The 18,094-nt window shown below is 38.1% G+C and carries 23 protein-coding genes and 1 tRNA gene; 11 read left to right on the top strand and 13 right to left on the bottom strand.

Going from position 1 to position 18,094, the window contains the following annotated elements:
* Positions 1-48: 48 nt before the first annotated feature.
* The 6 genes from era to SDEL_RS05250 are packed head-to-tail and all read right to left on the bottom strand — an operon-like array spanning position 49 to position 4,946.
* Positions 49-939 carry a GTPase Era gene (gene era, locus SDEL_RS05275; RefSeq protein ID WP_012856815.1) on the bottom strand — a complete coding sequence of 297 codons (891 nt, stop codon included), beginning with the start codon at positions 937-939 and terminating at the stop codon, positions 49-51.
* 13 nt (positions 940-952) lie between these two features.
* The gene (gene hslU, locus SDEL_RS05270) at positions 953-2,278 is read right to left on the bottom strand and encodes an ATP-dependent protease ATPase subunit HslU (RefSeq protein ID WP_012856814.1); all 1,326 of its coding nucleotides are present in this window, start codon (positions 2,276-2,278) and stop codon (positions 953-955) included.
* Positions 2,275-2,820, bottom strand: coding sequence for an ATP-dependent protease subunit HslV (hslV, locus tag SDEL_RS05265; protein WP_012856813.1), 546 nt, complete (start codon positions 2,818-2,820; stop codon positions 2,275-2,277). Before hslV ends, hslU begins: the two co-directional genes overlap by 4 nt.
* Positions 2,821-2,825: 5 nt before the next feature.
* Positions 2,826-3,272 (bottom strand): 50S ribosomal protein L9, encoded by a 447-nt coding sequence (gene rplI / locus SDEL_RS05260; protein WP_012856812.1) that lies wholly within the window; start codon positions 3,270-3,272, stop codon positions 2,826-2,828.
* A 9-nt stretch (positions 3,273-3,281) separates the two neighbouring features.
* Entirely contained in the window at positions 3,282-3,704 is a 423-nt protein-coding gene (locus SDEL_RS05255) for a rhodanese-like domain-containing protein (protein WP_012856811.1), read from the bottom strand.
* 12 nt (positions 3,705-3,716) lie between these two features.
* Positions 3,717-4,946 carry an argininosuccinate synthase gene (locus tag SDEL_RS05250; RefSeq protein WP_012856810.1) on the bottom strand — a complete coding sequence of 410 codons (1,230 nt, stop codon included), beginning with the start codon at positions 4,944-4,946 and terminating at the stop codon, positions 3,717-3,719.
* A gap of 164 nt (positions 4,947-5,110) precedes the next feature.
* On the opposite strand from SDEL_RS05250, the gene SDEL_RS05245 reads away from it, so the two are divergent.
* The 5 genes from SDEL_RS05245 to SDEL_RS05225 are packed head-to-tail and all read left to right on the top strand — an operon-like array spanning position 5,111 to position 8,767.
* Entirely contained in the window at positions 5,111-5,359 is a 249-nt protein-coding gene (locus tag SDEL_RS05245) for a S4 domain-containing protein (RefSeq protein WP_012856809.1), read from the top strand.
* Positions 5,356-6,339, top strand: a complete 984-nt coding sequence (trpD, locus tag SDEL_RS05240; RefSeq protein ID WP_012856808.1) for an anthranilate phosphoribosyltransferase — start codon at positions 5,356-5,358, stop codon at positions 6,337-6,339. The genes SDEL_RS05245 and trpD overlap by 4 nt, the downstream gene beginning before the upstream one ends.
* Complete coding sequence (gene tsaE, locus SDEL_RS05235; RefSeq protein WP_012856807.1) at positions 6,336-6,767, top strand: tRNA (adenosine(37)-N6)-threonylcarbamoyltransferase complex ATPase subunit type 1 TsaE; 432 nt, start codon at positions 6,336-6,338, stop codon at positions 6,765-6,767. The genes trpD and tsaE overlap by 4 nt, the downstream gene beginning before the upstream one ends.
* Positions 6,754-7,476 carry an LPS export ABC transporter ATP-binding protein gene (lptB, locus tag SDEL_RS05230; RefSeq protein ID WP_012856806.1) on the top strand — a complete coding sequence of 241 codons (723 nt, stop codon included), beginning with the start codon at positions 6,754-6,756 and terminating at the stop codon, positions 7,474-7,476. Before tsaE ends, lptB begins: the two co-directional genes overlap by 14 nt.
* A gap of 19 nt (positions 7,477-7,495) precedes the next feature.
* Complete coding sequence (locus tag SDEL_RS05225; RefSeq protein ID WP_012856805.1) at positions 7,496-8,767, top strand: RNA polymerase factor sigma-54; 1,272 nt, start codon at positions 7,496-7,498, stop codon at positions 8,765-8,767.
* On the opposite strand, the gene SDEL_RS05220 is transcribed toward SDEL_RS05225, so the two are convergent.
* The 4 genes from SDEL_RS05220 to SDEL_RS05210 form a co-directional block, all read right to left on the bottom strand.
* Positions 8,764-9,594, bottom strand: coding sequence for an adenylosuccinate lyase (locus SDEL_RS05220; RefSeq protein WP_012856804.1), 831 nt, complete (start codon positions 9,592-9,594; stop codon positions 8,764-8,766). The genes SDEL_RS05225 and SDEL_RS05220 overlap by 4 nt on opposite strands.
* Positions 9,595-9,657: 63 nt before the next feature.
* Entirely contained in the window at positions 9,658-10,383 is a 726-nt protein-coding gene (locus tag SDEL_RS05215) for an arginyltransferase (protein ID WP_012856803.1), read from the bottom strand.
* A 4-nt stretch (positions 10,384-10,387) separates the two neighbouring features.
* Positions 10,388-10,558 carry a hypothetical protein gene (locus tag SDEL_RS12125; RefSeq protein WP_012856802.1) on the bottom strand — a complete coding sequence of 57 codons (171 nt, stop codon included), beginning with the start codon at positions 10,556-10,558 and terminating at the stop codon, positions 10,388-10,390.
* Between the two features lie 116 nt (positions 10,559-10,674).
* A tRNA-Pro gene (locus tag SDEL_RS05210) sits at positions 10,675-10,752 on the bottom strand.
* Between the two features lie 77 nt (positions 10,753-10,829).
* On the opposite strand from SDEL_RS05210, the gene SDEL_RS05205 reads away from it, so the two are divergent.
* The 6 genes from SDEL_RS05205 (at position 10,830) to SDEL_RS05180 (ending at position 16,350) form a co-directional block, all read left to right on the top strand.
* Positions 10,830-12,344 carry a B12-binding domain-containing radical SAM protein gene (locus SDEL_RS05205; RefSeq protein ID WP_012856801.1) on the top strand — a complete coding sequence of 505 codons (1,515 nt, stop codon included), beginning with the start codon at positions 10,830-10,832 and terminating at the stop codon, positions 12,342-12,344.
* 27 nt (positions 12,345-12,371) lie between these two features.
* Positions 12,372-13,082, top strand: coding sequence for a DUF445 domain-containing protein (locus tag SDEL_RS05200; protein ID WP_012856800.1), 711 nt, complete (start codon positions 12,372-12,374; stop codon positions 13,080-13,082).
* Between the two features lie 40 nt (positions 13,083-13,122).
* Positions 13,123-14,226 (top strand): tRNA (uridine(54)-C5)-methyltransferase TrmA, encoded by a 1,104-nt coding sequence (gene trmA, locus SDEL_RS05195; RefSeq protein ID WP_012856799.1) that lies wholly within the window; start codon positions 13,123-13,125, stop codon positions 14,224-14,226.
* Positions 14,227-14,306: 80 nt separating this feature from the next.
* Complete coding sequence (locus SDEL_RS05190) at positions 14,307-14,741, top strand: CoA-binding protein (RefSeq protein WP_012856798.1); 435 nt, start codon at positions 14,307-14,309, stop codon at positions 14,739-14,741.
* The gene (gene ilvA, locus SDEL_RS05185) at positions 14,738-15,949 is read left to right on the top strand and encodes a threonine ammonia-lyase (protein ID WP_012856797.1); all 1,212 of its coding nucleotides are present in this window, start codon (positions 14,738-14,740) and stop codon (positions 15,947-15,949) included. Before SDEL_RS05190 ends, ilvA begins: the two co-directional genes overlap by 4 nt.
* Positions 15,950-16,092: 143 nt before the next feature.
* Positions 16,093-16,350 carry a site-specific integrase gene (locus SDEL_RS05180; protein WP_041666299.1) on the top strand — a complete coding sequence of 86 codons (258 nt, stop codon included), beginning with the start codon at positions 16,093-16,095 and terminating at the stop codon, positions 16,348-16,350.
* 254 nt (positions 16,351-16,604) lie between these two features.
* Here the strand turns inward: SDEL_RS05180 and SDEL_RS05175 are convergent, their stop codons facing one another.
* The 3 genes from SDEL_RS05175 to SDEL_RS05165 form a co-directional block, all read right to left on the bottom strand.
* Positions 16,605-17,417, bottom strand: a complete 813-nt coding sequence (locus SDEL_RS05175; protein ID WP_012856796.1) for a nucleotidyl transferase AbiEii/AbiGii toxin family protein — start codon at positions 17,415-17,417, stop codon at positions 16,605-16,607.
* Entirely contained in the window at positions 17,407-17,790 is a 384-nt protein-coding gene (locus tag SDEL_RS11680; RefSeq protein ID WP_012856795.1) for a hypothetical protein, read from the bottom strand. The genes SDEL_RS05175 and SDEL_RS11680 overlap by 11 nt, the downstream gene beginning before the upstream one ends.
* A 106-nt stretch (positions 17,791-17,896) precedes the next feature.
* Positions 17,897-18,079 (bottom strand): hypothetical protein, encoded by a 183-nt coding sequence (locus SDEL_RS05165; protein WP_148209249.1) that lies wholly within the window; start codon positions 18,077-18,079, stop codon positions 17,897-17,899.
* Positions 18,080-18,094 lie beyond the last annotated feature (15 nt).

The following is an 18,094-nucleotide window of genomic DNA, read 5'->3' as shown; positions in this document are numbered from 1 at the left end:
TAGTTTAAAAATTATCGCTTGTTATGAAACGATTTTAACACACTTCTTTTATTCGACTATATAACCAATTTTCTTCAAAATATCTTTATCTTGGCTCCATCCTTGTTTTACAACAACAACGAGTTTCAAAAAAGCACGCTTTTGCGATAAAGATTCGATTAATTTACGAGCATGAGAGCCAATTCTTTTAATGGTTTGCCCCTCTTTGCCAATCAAAATCCCTTTTTGACTTTTTTTGTCAACAATAATGGTAGCATAAATATTTTCAATCGTCTCCTTTTCTTCGACTTTATCGATGATAACATCAGAAAAATAAGGAATTTCATCACTCGTGTTCTCAAAAATAGCTTCTCGAATTAACTCTTTGTAAATATCTCGCAACCGCTCTGTGGTCAGGATTTCGGGGTCATACAAATAAGGGTGTTCAGGCATCTGTTTACTAATCGTCTCTAAAAGATAGGATTGTGAGATTCCTTTTTTAATAGAAACAGGAATTAAGGCTAAAAATTTATCTTGAAAGGCTTGATACTCTTTTATTTTATCAAAGAGTGCGGTTTGAGAAACACTATCGGTTTTGGTCAATAAAACCATATGCTGAATATGGTTTTTATTGAGGGCTAAAAAATCAATATAATTTTGAATCGAATCACTTGCCGGAGCCAAAAACAAAATAAGATCGCAATCACCCATTGCTTTCATGGCTTCTTCGAGCATAAATTGATTTAAAAGGCGTTCTTGTTCATGAATACCTGGCGTATCAATAAAAATAATCTGGGTATTTTCATGCATCGCAATAATATTTAATCGCTTGCGTGTTGCATTGGCTTTATGCGATACCAACGCTAGTTTTTCACCAATTAACCAATTAAGCAGAGAGCTTTTTCCTGCGTTAGGTCGCCCAATGACTGCTACATATCCTGTTTTTGTTTGTATGCTCATTTATCTTCTTTTCTTATAAAATATAGCGACTACTGTCTTCACTTTCAACAATAGCATCTAGTTTTTCGTGAACCAATTCTTTCGTTACATGTAAGGTTTCACCCTTGTGTTCATCGGCTGTAAAGCTAATATCTTCCAACACTTTTTCAATAATGGTATGAAGTCTTCGTGCTCCGATATCTTCTGTTTTTTCATTGGTAATTTGCGCAATTTTTGCAATAGAGCGAATCGCCTCATCTTCAAAGAGAAGTTCAACACCTTCTGTTTGGAGCAGTGCTTGATATTGACGGAGTAAAGAGTTTTTAGGTTGTGTTAAAATTTGGTACAACACCTCTTCCGTTAAGGAGCTTAGTTCAACACGCAGGGGAAAACGTCCTTGAAGTTCAGGGATAAGATCACTAGGTTTGCTTAAATGAAATGCACCTGCGGAGATAAAAAGAATATGATCAGTTTTGAGACTTCCATACTTCGTTGTAACATTGCTCCCCTCAACGATGGGAAGTAAATCTCTTTGAACACCTTCTTTGCTTGGATCGCTTCGATGTGATTGTGAAGAATTAACTGCGATTTTGTCGATTTCATCAATAAAAATAATACCGCCATTTTCCGCACGTTCTTTTGCCTCGCTTTTAACGGCTTCCATATCCAAAAGCTTTTCACTTGCTTCTGTTTTAAGGACTTCTTGCGCTTCTTTAACCGTCATCTCTTTTTTGACACTGCTTTGCCCTGAACCTAAGATTTTAATAAAAGACTCTTGCACCTTAATCATTTCAGGAGGCAAAGAGGAGTCTCCTAAATCACTACTGTTTTGTGAAATCTCAATTTCAATTTTAAGGGCATTTAATTCGCCATCACGCAACTTTTGACGCATTCTCTCAAAACTTTTTTCATAATCCGCTTTTTTCTCTTCACTCACACCTTTAGGAAGAGGAGGTAGCAGTTTTTCAATAATGCTTCTTTCTACATGTAAAGCAATATTGGCTTGATTTTTCTCTTTATGTTCGGCTTTGACAAGGTTAATGGATGCCATCATCAAGTCTCTCACCATTGATTCAACATCCCGTCCTACAAAACCCACTTCAGTATATTTACTCGCTTCAACTTTTACAAAGGGAAGGGAAAGCATTTTTGCCATACGACGGGCAATTTCTGTTTTGCCCACACCCGTGGAGCCAATCATCAAAATGTTTTTTGGCATCACTTCTTCGACCATCTCGCCCTCAAGCTTAAGTCTACGATAACGGTTTCGAAGGGCTATGGCAATCGCTTTTTTTGCATGAAATTGACCAATAATATACTCATCAAGGTATGCGACAATTTGTTTGGGTGTTAAGTTCATGATTCACTGCTCTCTAAGACAAATGTTTTAATATGATTGTTGGTATAAATGCACAGTTCACTCGCAATTTTTAAACTCTCTTTTACGAGGGTTTCTTCATCTAAAGAAGCATGACGATCGAGTGCTCTTGCCGCAGAAATAGCATAATTTCCACCACTGCCAATGGCTGCGATTTTCCCATCTTCAGGTTCAACCACATCGCCTGTTCCGCTTAAAATAAAAATATGCTGGCAGTCTAAAACAATCATCATGGCTTCTAAGCGGCGTAACATCTTGTCTTTACGCCACTCTTTTGAAAATTCAATCACTGATTTGTACAAGTCACCTTTTTTTTGCTCTAAAATATTTTCAAACATATCAAAAAGATTAAAGGCATCGGCGGTACTTCCCGCAAACCCCGCAAGAATTTTGCCATTATAGAGTTTACGGATTTTGGTTGCGTTGTTTTTTAAAACAGTATTGCCGAACGTGACTTGTCCATCACCGCCAATAACTGCTTTTTTATCGCCACGGCAAGCGAGAATGGTGGTTGCTTCAAACATAGGATCTATTCTCCAAGAATGCTAAGTTTTAAAACAGCGTGAATACCATGACCTAGCTTGATGCTCACATCAAAATCCCCCGTTGTTTTAATCGCATGCTCAATTTCGATGCTTTTTTTGTCAATTTCAATGCTGTGTTGTTCTTTAAGCTCATGTGCTATCTCATCTTTGGTTACAGCGCCAAAGAGGCTACCATTTGCGCCTAATTTACGTTTAATAGTTAATTTGAATTGAGCTAATTGTTTTTCAATGGTTTTAAGATTGGCTATTTCTTCTGCTTCTGCCGCTGCTTTTTTACGTTGGTCAGATTCATATTTTCGCATGACTTCATTGGTTGCAAGTAAGGCATAGCCCTTACCAATTAAAAAGTTTTGACCGTAGCCATCTTTAACGTCTTTAATTTCACCTTTTTTACCAAGATCTTTAACATCTTTAATCAATAAAACTTTCATTTTTTCTCCTTAAGATCGAATAGTTTGAGGGAGGGGCGCATTTTTAATTTTTTCACCTTGATACGCAATAATCCCTCCGCTTAAATGAGCAACTTTTGTAAATCCCATACGTTTCAAACCGTGTAAAAGGTGCAAGGTGCGATTAGCACTCCTGCAATAAAAAACCAACAAAGAATCATGGAGCTTTGTTAACTGCTCAAGATGCAAATGAAGGGTTGATGTGGGAAGTAACATATCCGTCCCCTTGATACTTAAAGCCGAGTATTCATGCATTTCACGAATATCAATTAAGACAAAATCTATCTTTCCTTGTGTACGTAAGCGCAACATTACATGTAACGCTTCAGCGCTCACTTCCGCACTTTTCGTCACCGCTTGTACCAAATTCATAACTGCTTCTTCACTCCATTCATCTTTGCTTGGTGTTTCCATACTTTATGCAAATTATGCTTTACCTTGATTTTTACGGTTTTTTCCGCTGATGATAAAACGCAAAGCATTTAGTTTGATAAACCCTGCGGCATCTTTTTGATTGTAAACTTCATCCTCTTCAAAGGTACAAAATGCCTCACTAAAGAGGTTATTGGTTTTTGAGTCTCTTCCGATGACGGAAACATTGCCTTTGTAGAGTTTAAGTCTCACTGTGCCATTGACACTCTCTTGTGATTTATCAATCGCTGCTTGCATCATTTCACGCTCAGGGGAGAACCAGAAGCCATTGTAAATGGTTTTAGCATAACGTGGCATGATCTCATCTTTAAAGTGCGCCGCTTCTCTATCTAAAGTGATACTCTCAATCGCACGATGCGCTCTTAACATAATCGTTCCGCCTGGTGTTTCATAGCATCCTCTGCTTTTCATACCTACAAAACGGTTTTCAACGATATCCGTACGTCCAATGCCATGTTTACATCCCAATTCATTGAGTTTTGTAAGCATGGTTGCAGGACTTAGTTTCACGCCGTTAAGTGCAACGGGATCACCTTTTTCATAGGTAAGTTCAATCACTTCTGATTGGTCAGGTGCTTTTTCTGGGCTGACTGTCCAACGCCACATATCTTCTTCTGGCTCTGCATTTGGGTTTTCAAGAACAAGACCTTCATAAGAGATATGCAGTAGATTGGCATCCATAGAGTAAGGTGATTTGCCTGGTTTCTTCTCAATACTAATACCATTTTTTTCAGCATACGCAAGCAGTTTTTCACGAGAATTTAAATCCCACTCACGCCATGGAGCGATAATCACAAGGTCTGAATTCATAGAGAGATAACCCATTTCAAAACGTACTTGATCGTTTCCCTTACCTGTGGCACCATGGCTTACACCATCGGCACCCACCATGGCTGCGATCTCTGCTTGACGTTTAGCAATCAACGGTCTTGCAATGGAGGTGCCCAAAAGGTATTCGCCTTCATAAATGGCATTGGCGCGAAACATAGGAAAGACATAATCACGCACAAATTCTTCTTTTAAATCCTCAATAAAAATATTTTCCGGCTTAATGCCTAAAGAGAGCGCTTTCTTGCGTGCAGGCTCTAGCTCTTCGCCTTGCCCAATGTCTGCTGTAAAGGTAACGACTTCACACTGATACTCATCTTGGAGCCATTTTAAAATAATACTAGTATCCAATCCACCTGAATACGCTAAAACCACTTTTTTGACATTTTTTTTCATAATACAAATCCTCACAGAGTTTATAGAATGCCGTGATGGTAGCGCAATTTTGTAAAAACTTTGCTTATAACCGTAGGTCTGTTTTACATGTAAAATCTTAAAAAGCAAATTTAAATATTCTTTCGATAAAATGGGTACTCTATCCTATTTTAAAGAAGTGTTACATGCGTGTGGATAAATTTTTAAACAGTGTGAATATTACCAAACGAAGAGCCATCTCCGAGGACATGTGCAAAAACGGTGTGGTGCGTGTCAATGGCGTTGTTGTCAAACCTGCGAAAGATGTGAAAGTAGGGGATATTATAACGATTGCGTACCTTGATAAGACACAAAGCTACGAAGTCTTGCAAATTCCTGAAACGAAGACGATTCCAAAAACAAAACAAACTGAATACGTAAGGGAACAATTATGAACTATCAAGAGGCCTATGAAACATTTGATGCCCTCTTCAACAATACGCTAAGTCCAGAAGAAGCGACTCACTTTTTAGTGGAACTTTATGAAAGAGGTGAAAGCTTTGAAGAGATAGCCGCAGCCGCAAATGTAATGCGAAAACACAGTGTTAAACTCGATATCCCTAGCTCTTTGCAAAATGAGGTGATTGATATTGTAGGGACGGGTGGTGATAAAAGTGGAACATTTAACATCTCAACAACAGCGTCCATTGTTTTAGCTTCTCTTGGATGTAAAGTCGCCAAACACGGCAGTGGTTCGGCAACAAGCCTCTCAGGGAGTGCGGATGTTTTAAAAGCGTTAGGTCTTAACCTCAGTATGAGCCCTGAAAAACAGATTAAAATGCTAGAGGCATGTGGATTTGTTTTTATGTTTGCAATGAACCATCATCCGTGTATGAAACACATTATGCCGATTCGAAGAAGTTTATCGCATCGTACGATTTTTAATATGCTAGGACCTCTTGCCAATCCAGCAGGTGCACAAAAACAAGTTATTGGTGTTTTTCATGTCGATTATATTGAGCGTTTTAGCAAAGCTTTGTGCGAATTGGGCACCAAAAAAAGCATGGTTTTAAGCTCTCTTGATGGATTAGATGAAATAAGCATCTGTTCTCCAACACGCTATACCATGATTTCAGGTAAAGAGATGCACGAGGGTGAGCTTGACCCACGAGAATACGGCTTTCACTTTGCTCCTTTAGAAGCGATTCAAGGAGGCGATAGCATTCAAAACGCAGAGATTACACGTTCGATTTTGCGAGGTGAGGAAAAGGGTGCGAAACGTGATATTGTGCTCTTAAATGGAGCCTGTGCATTGATGGTGGATGAAAAAACACGGGATATGCAAGAAGGTCTTGAGATGATGCGTGAAGCCATCGATAGTAAAAAAGCGTGGGACAAGCTTGGCGAAATTATCAAGCTTTCATACCTCATATGAGTTTGGTGTATGAAGAGGTGTGTGATTTAGCACACTTACCTGCCTTGGTCACAAAGATAAAAGAAGCGCTTGGTGATTCAGGTGTTTTGCTGTTGCGAGGCAATTTAGCGAGTGGAAAAACGGCGTTTGTTAAAGCGTTTGCAACACTTTTAGGTCTTAAAGAAGCTATCTCTTCACCCACCTTTTCAATTTTGCAAGAATACGATGGAAAACTCTTTCATTACGATATCTATCAATGCGGTGTTGAAGGCTTTGTTCAAAGTGGTTTAATGGAAAAATTTGAAAGTGATGGGTATCATTTGGTTGAGTGGGGTGGGGCAGAATTTGAAAAATTATTGCAACATTATGGAGTTCCCTACAGCACTCTTGATATTACGCCATTACCATCACAACGTCATTATAAGGTAACGATACATGCATACGCTTAACGTTCAGAATTTAGAAAAAACGATTAAAAAAACACGTATCATTAAAGGGGTTTCTCTTGAAGTGCATAGCGGTGAAGTTGTGGGACTTTTAGGCCCTAATGGTGCGGGTAAAACAACGATGTTTTATATGATTTGTGGTTTGATTCCTCCAAGCTCTGGAGATATCTATTTTGACAACCAAAATGTAACCCATATCCCTTTACATGTAAGAGCAAAACTTGGCATCGGATATTTGCCTCAAGAATCAAGCATTTTTAAAGATTTGAGTGTGGAAGAGAACATTATGTTAGCCGCTGAAATTATTCACCCCGATAAAGAAGAAGCGATGAAGCGTGTGGAAGAGTTGCTCAATCTTTTAAACATTGAACCCATTCGAAAGCGCAATGGGGTGAGTTTAAGTGGAGGGGAGAGAAGACGATGTGAAATCGCTCGTTCACTGGTTCTTCAACCTAAATTTTTGCTCTTAGATGAACCTTTTGCGGGGGTTGATCCTATTGCTGTTTCTGATATTCAAAGCATTGTTCAAGAACTCTCAAAGCTTGGGATTGGCGTTTTGATTACTGACCACAATGTGCGAGAAACACTAGCCATTTGTGACCGTGCGTATGTTTTGAAAGATGGAGCCTTACTCGCAAGTGGAACGAGTGCAGAAGTGGCGCAAAACACATTGGTCAAAACACATTATCTTGGTGAAGATTTTCGTTTTTAATCCATTGAGGAGATAAGGTTTGAAACTTAGAGTTTCTCAGACACAAACAACCAAACAAAAGTTTTCCTCTACCCTTCGAGGTTGGCTGCCCATTCTTCAAGCCAATCTTGATACCTTGGTTGAAACCCTAGAGCCTTTTGTGGAAGAAAATCCTTTCATCAGTGTTAAAGCAGGTTCTGAAATTCCTGAAAAACCTTTTGAAAAGAAAAATATTTTTAGAGAAAGTGCTAAAACATCTGTTTCCGATACGATTGAAGCTTTAACGCTCGATAAAAAGTCACTCTTCCAAACCTTGTATGAACAGGTTAATCCACCTCTTTTCCCTACAGAAAAATCCCAACGTATTGCCTATGAAATCATTGAAAATATCAATGCTGAGGGGTATTTTGAAGCAGATGCTTTAGTAGAGATTGCTCACACGTTAAACGTGAAGGAGACAGAGGTCGAAAAAATTCGTCAGCGTTTTGCGTATCTTGAACCTCTAGGTGTTGGCGCACAAGATGTTAAAGAAGCATTTTTATTTCAATTACAAGATTTAACGCTTGAAAATACTCTTTATGAAATGGCTGAAAAACTGATTTTAAACTTTGATGTCATAGAATCCTTTGGAAAAGAGCCTCTCTTCCATGAGGCGTTAAATATCATCAAACGTTTTCACAATCCACCTGCCATTGATTTTTTAGAGGAGGAAAAAGAGGTCGTTCCTGATATTTTTATCTATACTATCGAAGGTGCGATTGAGGTACGTCTCAACGATACATACTATCCAGAAGTGATTATTGATACGGAAGGCGTGGATGAAAGTAATAGTTTTGTCTCTCAAAAACTCAAAGACGCAAAGGATTTAATTGATGCTTTGGAGATGCGCAAAGCAACGTTGTATAAAATTGGCTTGATGATCATCGAGTATCAGTATGATTTTTTCTTTGGAAAAGCTATCAAACCGATGAAACTAAAAGATTTGGCGGATGATTTAGGGCGAAATCCCTCTACTATTTCTCGTGCCATTGCAGGGAAGTACCTCTCGTGTGCTAGAGGCGTTATCCCCTTAAAGCAGTTTTTTGCGACCGCTGTAGAAGAAGATATCTCTAACAGTGCTATTAAAGAGTATATGATTGAGTTGGTTAAACATGAAAATAAACAAAAGCCTCTAAGCGATATTAAGCTTTTAAGCCTCATTGAAAAACAATTTAATGTCAAAATGGTCAGACGCACCATCACCAAATATCGCCAACAGTTCAATATCGCCAGTTCGTCTGAGCGAAAAAAACTCTACACACTCGTGGGTTAAGCGATTTTGGCTTCCGTGTGTTTAAAATGCACTTTAAGCATTTCATACGCATTTTGAATTTCTTGAAATTTCGCCACATACTTTACATGTAAATCCCCATCATACAATCCACAACTATCAGGGTGGTACTTCTTAACCAGACTTAAATAATTACGTCGAATCATCTCAAACGAATCTTCAACACGGCATCCCAAAATTCCAAAATACTCCTCTAAAAGAGAAAAGAGGGCATTGTAGCGTTGGCGTTTCACCCGTTTGGCTAAAAGACTTTTTTTGTAAAGGGCAAGGGCTTCTTCGTTACATGTAAAGTGAACAAAACAACCAAAAAGCTCTTTTTGTACCAATAATTTTTCTAAAAGTCTTACCGTTACATCCGAATTTGGATAAAGCGTAATGGTTCCATTTTTAGGTCGAATACGCACTAAATGATCTTTAAAATAGCTTTTGAGGTAAGAGGCAAAAAGGGTATTGTGAGAGCCTAAATGAAACACAACGGCGTAATTATCTTCTATCACAAGGTGAATATTCATTTTTTGTAAAACTTGATTGGATTTTAAAAGAGAAATTTTGATGCTTTTATCGAGCGCATTTTCAATCGTATGCGCATTTTCACTATCATCTGTTTTACGAAGATAGATTTTACTAAGCAGTTTTAAAAAGTAGCGACGCTGAACTATTTCATCCTCTTCTTTGAAAATAATCATCTTCTCTTTACGACCAATTTTTTTGCAAAAATGTTTATCCGCAATATTTTGAAGATAATAAAACGTCTTAGAATCCTCTTGAATCGTGATAGCTAACATATCATGTGTGAGTGAAAGGTGCATCGATTTCATCCTTTTGTATCAAGTTATACTTACAAAAGCAAAAAAGATTCCAACATGAAAGTATTAACGCCAGATTGCCTCTTCATTAAGTTCTGGAAGACCTTGAAGTATCTCATAAGGGGTATACGTGGCTTTGTATGTAAGGCTTTGACACTCTTTAACGTAGTATCCCAAATAAATCCATTTGAGGTTATACTCTTTACCTAAAAGAATTTGTTCATAAATCGATAAACGCCCTAAAGAGAGATGCGCAAAATCAGGGTCGTAATAAAAGTAGATAGAAGAGATGCCATTATCCAAAAAGTCAATTAAATCCACGCCAATGAGTTTTTGCCCCTGAAAATAGAGAATTTCTTTTCCAAAATTGTGCGAACCACTGACATAAAGTTCATGATAGCTTTGAGGTTTAAGATAGTAGTAGTGCCAACCACGTTTTTGCTCCATAAAACGGTGGTATTTGTCGTAAAGTTCTAAGTGTTGGGTACTCATCGTTGGTGCTTGAATCACATACGAGATGCCCTCTGCTTTTTTAAAGGTGCGTTTAGCTGAGCGTGAAAAGTGGTATTTTTCGACATCAATACGTAAGCTTAAACATTCAACACATCCTTGACACTGCGGTCTTGAGTAGTAGTTTCCAAAACGTCTCCACCCGCGTTCAACCAAAGCTTGATTGAGCTCCATAGAGGCATTTTCGATGTATTGATAGGCCATGCGTGTTTTACGTTCTTTAAGATACGAGCACTCTGTATCGAGGGTTGAAAAGTGTACAATGCGAGAAGCGCTAGTCATCTGTTTAGTGTAGTTTTTTCACGCCAGAATTGTGCATAAATTTTTCAAACTGTTCGTGCAATTTTGCTTCTTTCTCTTTTCTTTGTCGTTCCATAATTTTTTCGACATTCTCTTTTTCTTCTTGATTCATCTTCTCTTTGAGTGATTTTAAATCATCAAATAAATTTCCTTGCATTTTGGAGACCTTTACATGTAAAAAGATTAAAATAAGGTTGGATTATAGCAAAAAATAGAAAAACATAGCAGAAGAGAAGAAGGTGTATAGGAAAAGGTAGTAAAAGAAGACAAAAATGGTCGGAGCGACGTGATTCGAACACGCGACCTCTACCACCCCAAGGTAGCGCGCTAGCCAGGCTGCGCTACGCCCCGATTCCATTTAAGCGGAAGGATTTTAACAAAGATAACCAAAAAGTTTTATTATAATAAAACAAAAAATATGAGAAGCCATGAAAGAGATTTTACTCACCACCTTTAACGCACGCTATACGCACACCTCCATTGCTCAGCGCTATTTGTTTGCCAATTTAGAAGAACTTCAAGAGAAGGCTCACATTTTAGAATTTGTCATTAATGGCAGTGTCGCCGATGCAGCGGAGGAGATTTTACGTTATAACCCTAAAATTGTTGGCATTGGTGCGTACATTTGGAATGCTTTGGAAGTCCATGAATTACTAGAGATTTTAAAAAAAGTAGCCCCTAGTGTTATTATTATTTTAGGAGGACCTGAAGCGAGCCATTTTCCCCATCGTGTCGATTTTGAAAAAGCCGATTATATCATTCAAGGGGAGGGTGATGTTGCCTTTTATGCGCTGTGTAAAGCCATTTTAAGTGACAATGCTCTGAGTGAAAAAGTGATAAAAGCACCGATGGTCGATATGAGCACCATTAAACTTCCCTATGATTATTACACCGATCATGACATTAAAAACCGCTACTGTTACGTGGAAGCGAGCCGTGGATGTCCCTTTACCTGTGAGTTTTGTCTCTCTTCAGCGGAGAAAAAAGTACGAGATATTGAGATAGGACGTTTTATCGGTGAGCTTGAAAAGCTGTGGCACCGAGGGGTTAGAAATTTTAAATTTATTGATAGAACCTTTAATTTAAGCATTGAAAACGCCACCAAACTTTTAGACTTTTTTTTGGAAAAAGAGGAGGAATATTTTGTCCATTTTGAGGTGATTCCAGATCATTTCCCCCAAAAACTAAGAGAAAAAATAGCTTTATTTCCACCTGCGGCACTTCAGTTAGAAGTAGGCATTCAAACGCTAGACCCACTCATTTCTAAAAATATTCACAGGCGTTTGAATCTTCCAAAAATTGAGGATAACCTTGCATTTTTGCAGCAACAGACCCATGCGCATTTACATGTAGACTTAATTATTGGCTTACCAGGGGAGAGTTTAGAAGGGTTTGGGCGCAATTTGGACATGCTCTATTCGCTCACCCAGTGCGAGATTCAAATTGGCATTTTAAAAAAGCTCTCAGGCACCACCCTCTCACGTCACGATGAAATCTATGGCATGGTCTATTCGGACAAACCGCCGTATGATATTTTGCAAAATGATTTGATTTCATTTGCGCAGATGCAAAAAATGAAACGCTTTGCACGCTTTTGGGATATGGTCTACAACAGTGGAAATTTTAAAAGAAGTGCCGCACTTTTATGGAAAGAGGGCAAAGTTTACGCGGGATTTTATGCCTTTAGCGAATGGCTTTATAGCCAAACAGAGTCTACATGGCAAATTTCACTCGACCGCTTAGCTCAGCTAATATTTCGATACCTCTGTGAAGTTTTAGGGCATGAGGAAGAGGAGATAAAAGCGCTTTTGATTGAAGATATTATGACCGTTCGTGGGCGTAAAATGCCCTCCTTTTTACGGGAAAACTATACCCCTCGTGAAGAGCAAAAAGAGGGTGTTGCGAAGCTCAATAAACGTCAGTTAAAACATGCCACAGTATAATGGCGCAATTTTTTACAAGGAGAAGAGATGATACTCGATAAAAGTTGGTTAACCAATTTAATAAGCATAGTCATAACACTATTGTCATTTGCCCTGCCAGAACCCTACGCCAAATGGTGTTTACTAGCAGGCTTGTTTGCGCTCTCAGGAGCCATCACCAATCAAATTGCCATTCATATGCTCTTTGAAAAAGTCCCTTTTTTCTATGGAAGTGGAGTGATTGAGCTTCGTTTTGAAGCCTTTAAAACGTCCATTAAAAATTTAATGATGACACAATTCTTCACCAAAGAGCAATTGGATAGCTTTTTTGCCAAAGAGGAAAAAGGTCTTAATTTAACACCTATCATCGAAGAAATGGATGTGAGTCCTGCTTTTGATGCGCTTACTAAAACCGTTATGGAGTCCTCTTTTGGAGGAATGCTAGGAATGTTTGGAGGAGCAAGTGCCCTAGAAGGACTTCGTCAACCGTTTAGTATAAAACTCAAAAACTCCATTGTTGAGATATCAAAAAGTAATGAATTTCAACAAAAAATAGCACAAAATATAAAAAATTCATCACTCAGCAACGATATGCTTCAAACCGTTGAGCAGATGATCGATGCGAGACTGAGTGAGTTAAGCCCTCAAATGGTCAAAGAAATTGTCCAAGAGTTTATGAGAGAACACTTAGGTTGGTTGGTCGTTTGGGGTGGTGTTTTTGGTGGACTCATTGGTGTACTTTCAAGCGCCGTGCTTTAATACATAAAATTTTATATAAAATAATACATAAAGAGGGTTTATGGAGTGTTCATATTTTGGAAAGTGTGGGAGCTGTACGCTCTATGCGTTGGATTATCAGGCGCAAGTTGCCCATAAAAAAACTGCCATTAAAACCTTGTTTGAGCCTTTACATGTAAAAGAGTTTACCTTCTTTGAATCCGCTTGCGAACACTACCGTGGACGGGCGGAGTTTCGTATTTGGAAGGAGGGAGAAAAAATTCATTATGCTATGGGAGCGATGGATAAAAAAAGAGCGGTGTGCATTGATGCTTGTCCAAAAGTAGAAGAGCGCATTGACACACTGATGCCAAAATTACTCAAAGCGATTGAAGGCGTTGATGTGCTTCGTGAACGCATCTTTGCTATTGAGTTTTTAAGCTCTTCGGAGCATCTTTTAGTCACACTCATTTACCATAAACCTTTAGATAAGGCGTGGGAGAAAGAGGCTAAAAAGCTTGAAGAAGTGTTTAATATTTTTGTGATTGGGCGCAGTCGTGGCATTAAAAAAGTGCTCAGTCAAGATTTTATTGAAGAGCGTTTTGCACTAGAAGCTAAAAGCTATCGCTACCACATCATCGAGGGAGGATTTTCCCAACCCAACCGTACGATGAATCAGACCATGATTGGCTGGGTATTAAGCCATCTTGAATCGTGTGAGGATTTGTTAGAGCTCTACTGCGGGTATGGCAATTTTACCCTTCCCATGGCTGGAAAATTTAACAAAGTGCTTGCCACAGAAATTTCAAAAACTTCCATTGCCTCAGCGCTGAAAAACTGTGAACTCAACGATGTCTCTAACATTACCTTTTTACGGCTTAGTGCGGAGGAGCTTACTTCTGCGCTCAATAAAGAGCGTACCTTTAACCGTTTGGCGGGCATGAATTTAGACGATTATGCCTTTTCGCATGTTTTTGTTGACCCTCCTCGTTCGGGTATGGATGAGAAGAGTTTGGCGTTTATCTCTCGCTTTGAGAACATCATTTACATCTCCTGTAACCCCCAAACGCTCAAGCGTGATTTGGAGGTGTTATGCCAAAACTACACTATTGAGCATTTTGCCCTGTTTGATCAATTTCCCAATACCGAGCATCTCGAATCTGGGGTCATTTTAAAGCGTCATTAGTCTTTACATGTAAAAAAGATAATCCCAATAAAAGCTATGAAGTGCTACACTTTTGGCTTAATTTATTTTAAGGAGCCAAAATGGAATGTGAAATTTCAAACATTAAAATGCCCGACGATGGAAGCATTAAAGATATTTTTTCGATGTGCAAAAGCATTGCCATTATTGGACTCTCACCTGATCCAACTAAAGATAGCCATAAAGTAGCACGTTATTTGCAAGAAAAAGGGTTTAAAATCTACCCCGTCTATCCTAAAGAAGAGACGATTTTAGGAGAGAAAGTGTACCGAAGTCTTTTAGACATTCCAGAGCAAGTGGATATGGTGGATATGTTTCGTAAACCTGCCATTGCGGAGAGTTTATTAGAAGAAGTGTTACACAAAGGTGGTGTAAAAGTGTTTTGGTTACAGCTTGGCATTGTGAACAATGACGCATGCGAAAAAGCAAAAGAGCATGGGCTAATAGCCATTCAAAATCGATGTACAAAAGTAGAATACGAAAGGTTAATGAAGTGATCCCTCTTAGTGAAATAATACAAGCCAAACGACAAATCAGCCATATCATCACCAATACTCCTTGTGCTCTCGCACCCCTTTTAAGCGAAGAAGTTGGAGCTCAAGTCTATCTAAAAAAAGAGAATTTGCAAATTACAGGTGCGTATAAACTTCGAGGAGCCTACAATAAAATCGCTTCTTTGAGTGAAGAAGAACGCCAAAAAGGTGTCATCGCCGCAAGTGCGGGAAATCATGCGCAAGGTGTAGGGTATAGTGCTCGTAGTTTTGGCATTTCAGCAACCATCGTAATGCCTGAGGCAACACCTCTTCTGAAAGTTTCAGGTACCAAAGCCTTAGGTGCTGAAGTTATTTTGCATGGCGATAATTACGATGAAGCCTATGCCTATGCGCTCACCTACGCCAAAGAGCATGGACTGACGTTTATTCACCCTTTTGAAGATGAAAAAGTGATTGCAGGGCAGGGAACCATTGCTTTAGAGATGATTGATGAAATCAATGATTTAGATGTGGTCGTGATTCCTATTGGTGGAGGAGGGCTCATTAGCGGTATGGCATCTGCTATTAAACAGATTGACCCTAAGATTAAAATCATTGGTGTGAATGCCGCAGGAGCACCTGCAATGTGTCAATCCTTTCATGCCAAAAAAGCCATTAACTCCAAAAGTGTACGCACCATCGCTGATGGTATCGCCGTACGTGATGTAAGCGAATCTAATTTAGTGCATATTTTAGAGTGTGTGGATGAAGTGGTTACGGTGGATGAAGAGGAGATAGCTGCGGCTATTTTATTTTTGTTAGAGCGTCAAAAACTAGTCGTTGAAGGTGGTGGAGCTGCGAGTGTGGCAGCGATTATGCATCAAAAATTTCCTTTTAGTAAAGAGACTAAAATCGGGGCAGTTTTAAGCGGTGGGAACATTGATGTGCAAATGCTCTCGATTATCATTGAAAAAGGTTTGATTAAATCACACCGAAAAATGAAGTTGGTCATTACACTTATCGACAAGCCAGGCTCACTGATGCGTCTGACAGATCTCTTTAAAAATGCGAATGCTAATATTATTCAGATTGATTATGATCGTTTTTCAACGAAACTCTCCTATGGTGACGCACAAATTACCATTATGCTAGAGACCAAAGGACATGAACATCAAGAGGAGATTCGAAAACTCCTTAATGAAGCGGGGTATACGTTTAAAGAAGAGGTGTAAAACCTCTTCATAAACTTTAAGTTTATCCCTCTCACCAATAGCTACAACATAGACTTCAATGAAACCATTTCTATTAATTTTGGAAATGATAATCTAAGCAAGCGCTTCTTGCACAAAGACAGCTAACAGGGCTTTCAACCTTTGTGTTTCATTCAAAAGAGGGCAAACCCTATTTTAGTGAAACAAGCATTACGCAATCTATTCAAGAATTGTGTAAAAAGCTTCATATTGTAGACGGTGGTGGTTTGCAAAAAATGAGGCGAACGCATAATACAATGCTAAAGCAATTTGGCTTGCCTCTTGATTGGATTCTTCATCAAATGGGACATGAAATGGATGAAGTTAATCGAAATCATTATACGGGAACAATAACCGTTGATATCAGCAAAATAATTGCATGATTTTGACAATTATTGACACCTCATTGACACCAGTAAAGTTTAAGGTTGGGAATATCGTATTTTAGGGAGTTAGGGTGGTACTGAGGCCGGACTCAAAGAAATTAAATAAATCCCTAATTATAAGCCTTTTGCCCTTGTTATATAACTGTAGTACCGTAATCAGTACCGCTAAAAATAAAGTACACTGTATTCCACCTCGTTGATTATACTAAAATTAGTCTTTAATCTGATTATTGAGCTTTATAAATATCTTTTTATTTACTATTTTTAAATAATTCAAGTTCATCTATCACTTCATTTAAGGTATAAACTTTTTCTTTTGCTTGATCTGCTTTTTCTGCTAAAGTATAATCTTCTACATCATGCTTTTTGAATATATTGATCAACGCTTCTTTAATTTTAGCAGGTGCATTTTTTGCAACATCCAAATAAGATTCGATAGGCTCAACGAAGTCGATTTCATCTAGATATCTCTGAATATCAAGTTGTGTCAATGCACCATGTAAATCAGAAAAATCTTGGAGCGTAACAGCCTCAGAGTTTAAAAGCTTATCGAAAATCAACCTGTCATGGTGAAGCGCAACGCCTAAATCGATAATATCCCTTGATTTATTTTGATCTTTTCTATAAACAATTTTCTTTGCCAAGATATCTTCTAAACTTTCAACGTAAATCTTTTCATGGAAGAAAGCACGACTATCATCGATAATCACATTACCTATAAAATCTTGAGATACCAAAAGATCAATTTTGATATTTTCTTTCGTTAGCAACCTGATATGATTGGCAAGATCTATATATTTTCCAGTGTTAAACAGAGGTGAATCTTCTAACCAATGCTTTGGGCTTAGGTAATTAAGTACTTGGGGATCAGTCACGAATAAATCAATATCAAAACTTTTTCGATGTTGAAAATGATAAATTGCTAATGCAGTGCCACCGCCAAATCTCATAAATGAAAGGTCATTATTGGGTAGAAGCTTTTTACACTCAAAGAGTAAATCATTTAGTGCTTTAATTTGTTTTGCATAGGTTGCTAGAATAAATTCATGTCTTTTAATATCCATAATGTAGGACTTTATGTACTTTTTTCATTGGTATTTTAAAGTGCATTGCAAAATCTTCAATTTCTTCTTTCAGCGCTTCTGTTTTGATAATATCAAGAGCATATTTTTCAATAGGTTGCTCAGGTGTTTTTCCCATAAGAAGCTTTTTAATATCATTTGCACCAAGATGCTTACTTTCATTTCCAATGGAAGCATTGACCGTTGCTACAAGCATATCATAAGCTGTAGCGGACTTGTATAATTTTAGAATAGATTCTTTATCGACATTGGTTAAAAAATCAGCCAATGCCTTTTTAGAATGCCCTTCTTTTTTCCATTCATTTAAAGTCGATTGAGGAACACCAAAAATGTCAGCGATTTCTTTTGCTTTCATTGGAACTCCTTTTTTAGTAAAATTATACGACTATTGTATTTTTTTGTCAATTATAAAGGACTATACGATTTATCATTGAGGAGAAATGTAAGTTGTAAAGAAGAGATTACTTAACTTTTTTGCGATTATTGTTTACTCTCTTTATCATAGTATCAAGTTCAATATAGCTATCTGTAGGTGTATCCTTGCGGCTTTGAATAATATGATTTATTTCCATGAGCTCTGTTTGATCAACAATTGAGACAATATTTTTTTCAAACATTTTGCTTTTTTTTGCTTTTATATTCATCTGCATCGGTGTCTT

It is taken from the genome of Sulfurospirillum deleyianum DSM 6946 (genome assembly GCF_000024885.1).
In the GTDB taxonomy this organism is placed as follows: domain Bacteria; phylum Campylobacterota; class Campylobacteria; order Campylobacterales; family Sulfurospirillaceae; genus Sulfurospirillum; species Sulfurospirillum deleyianum.
This window is presented reverse-complemented; position numbering and strand designations above follow the sequence as displayed.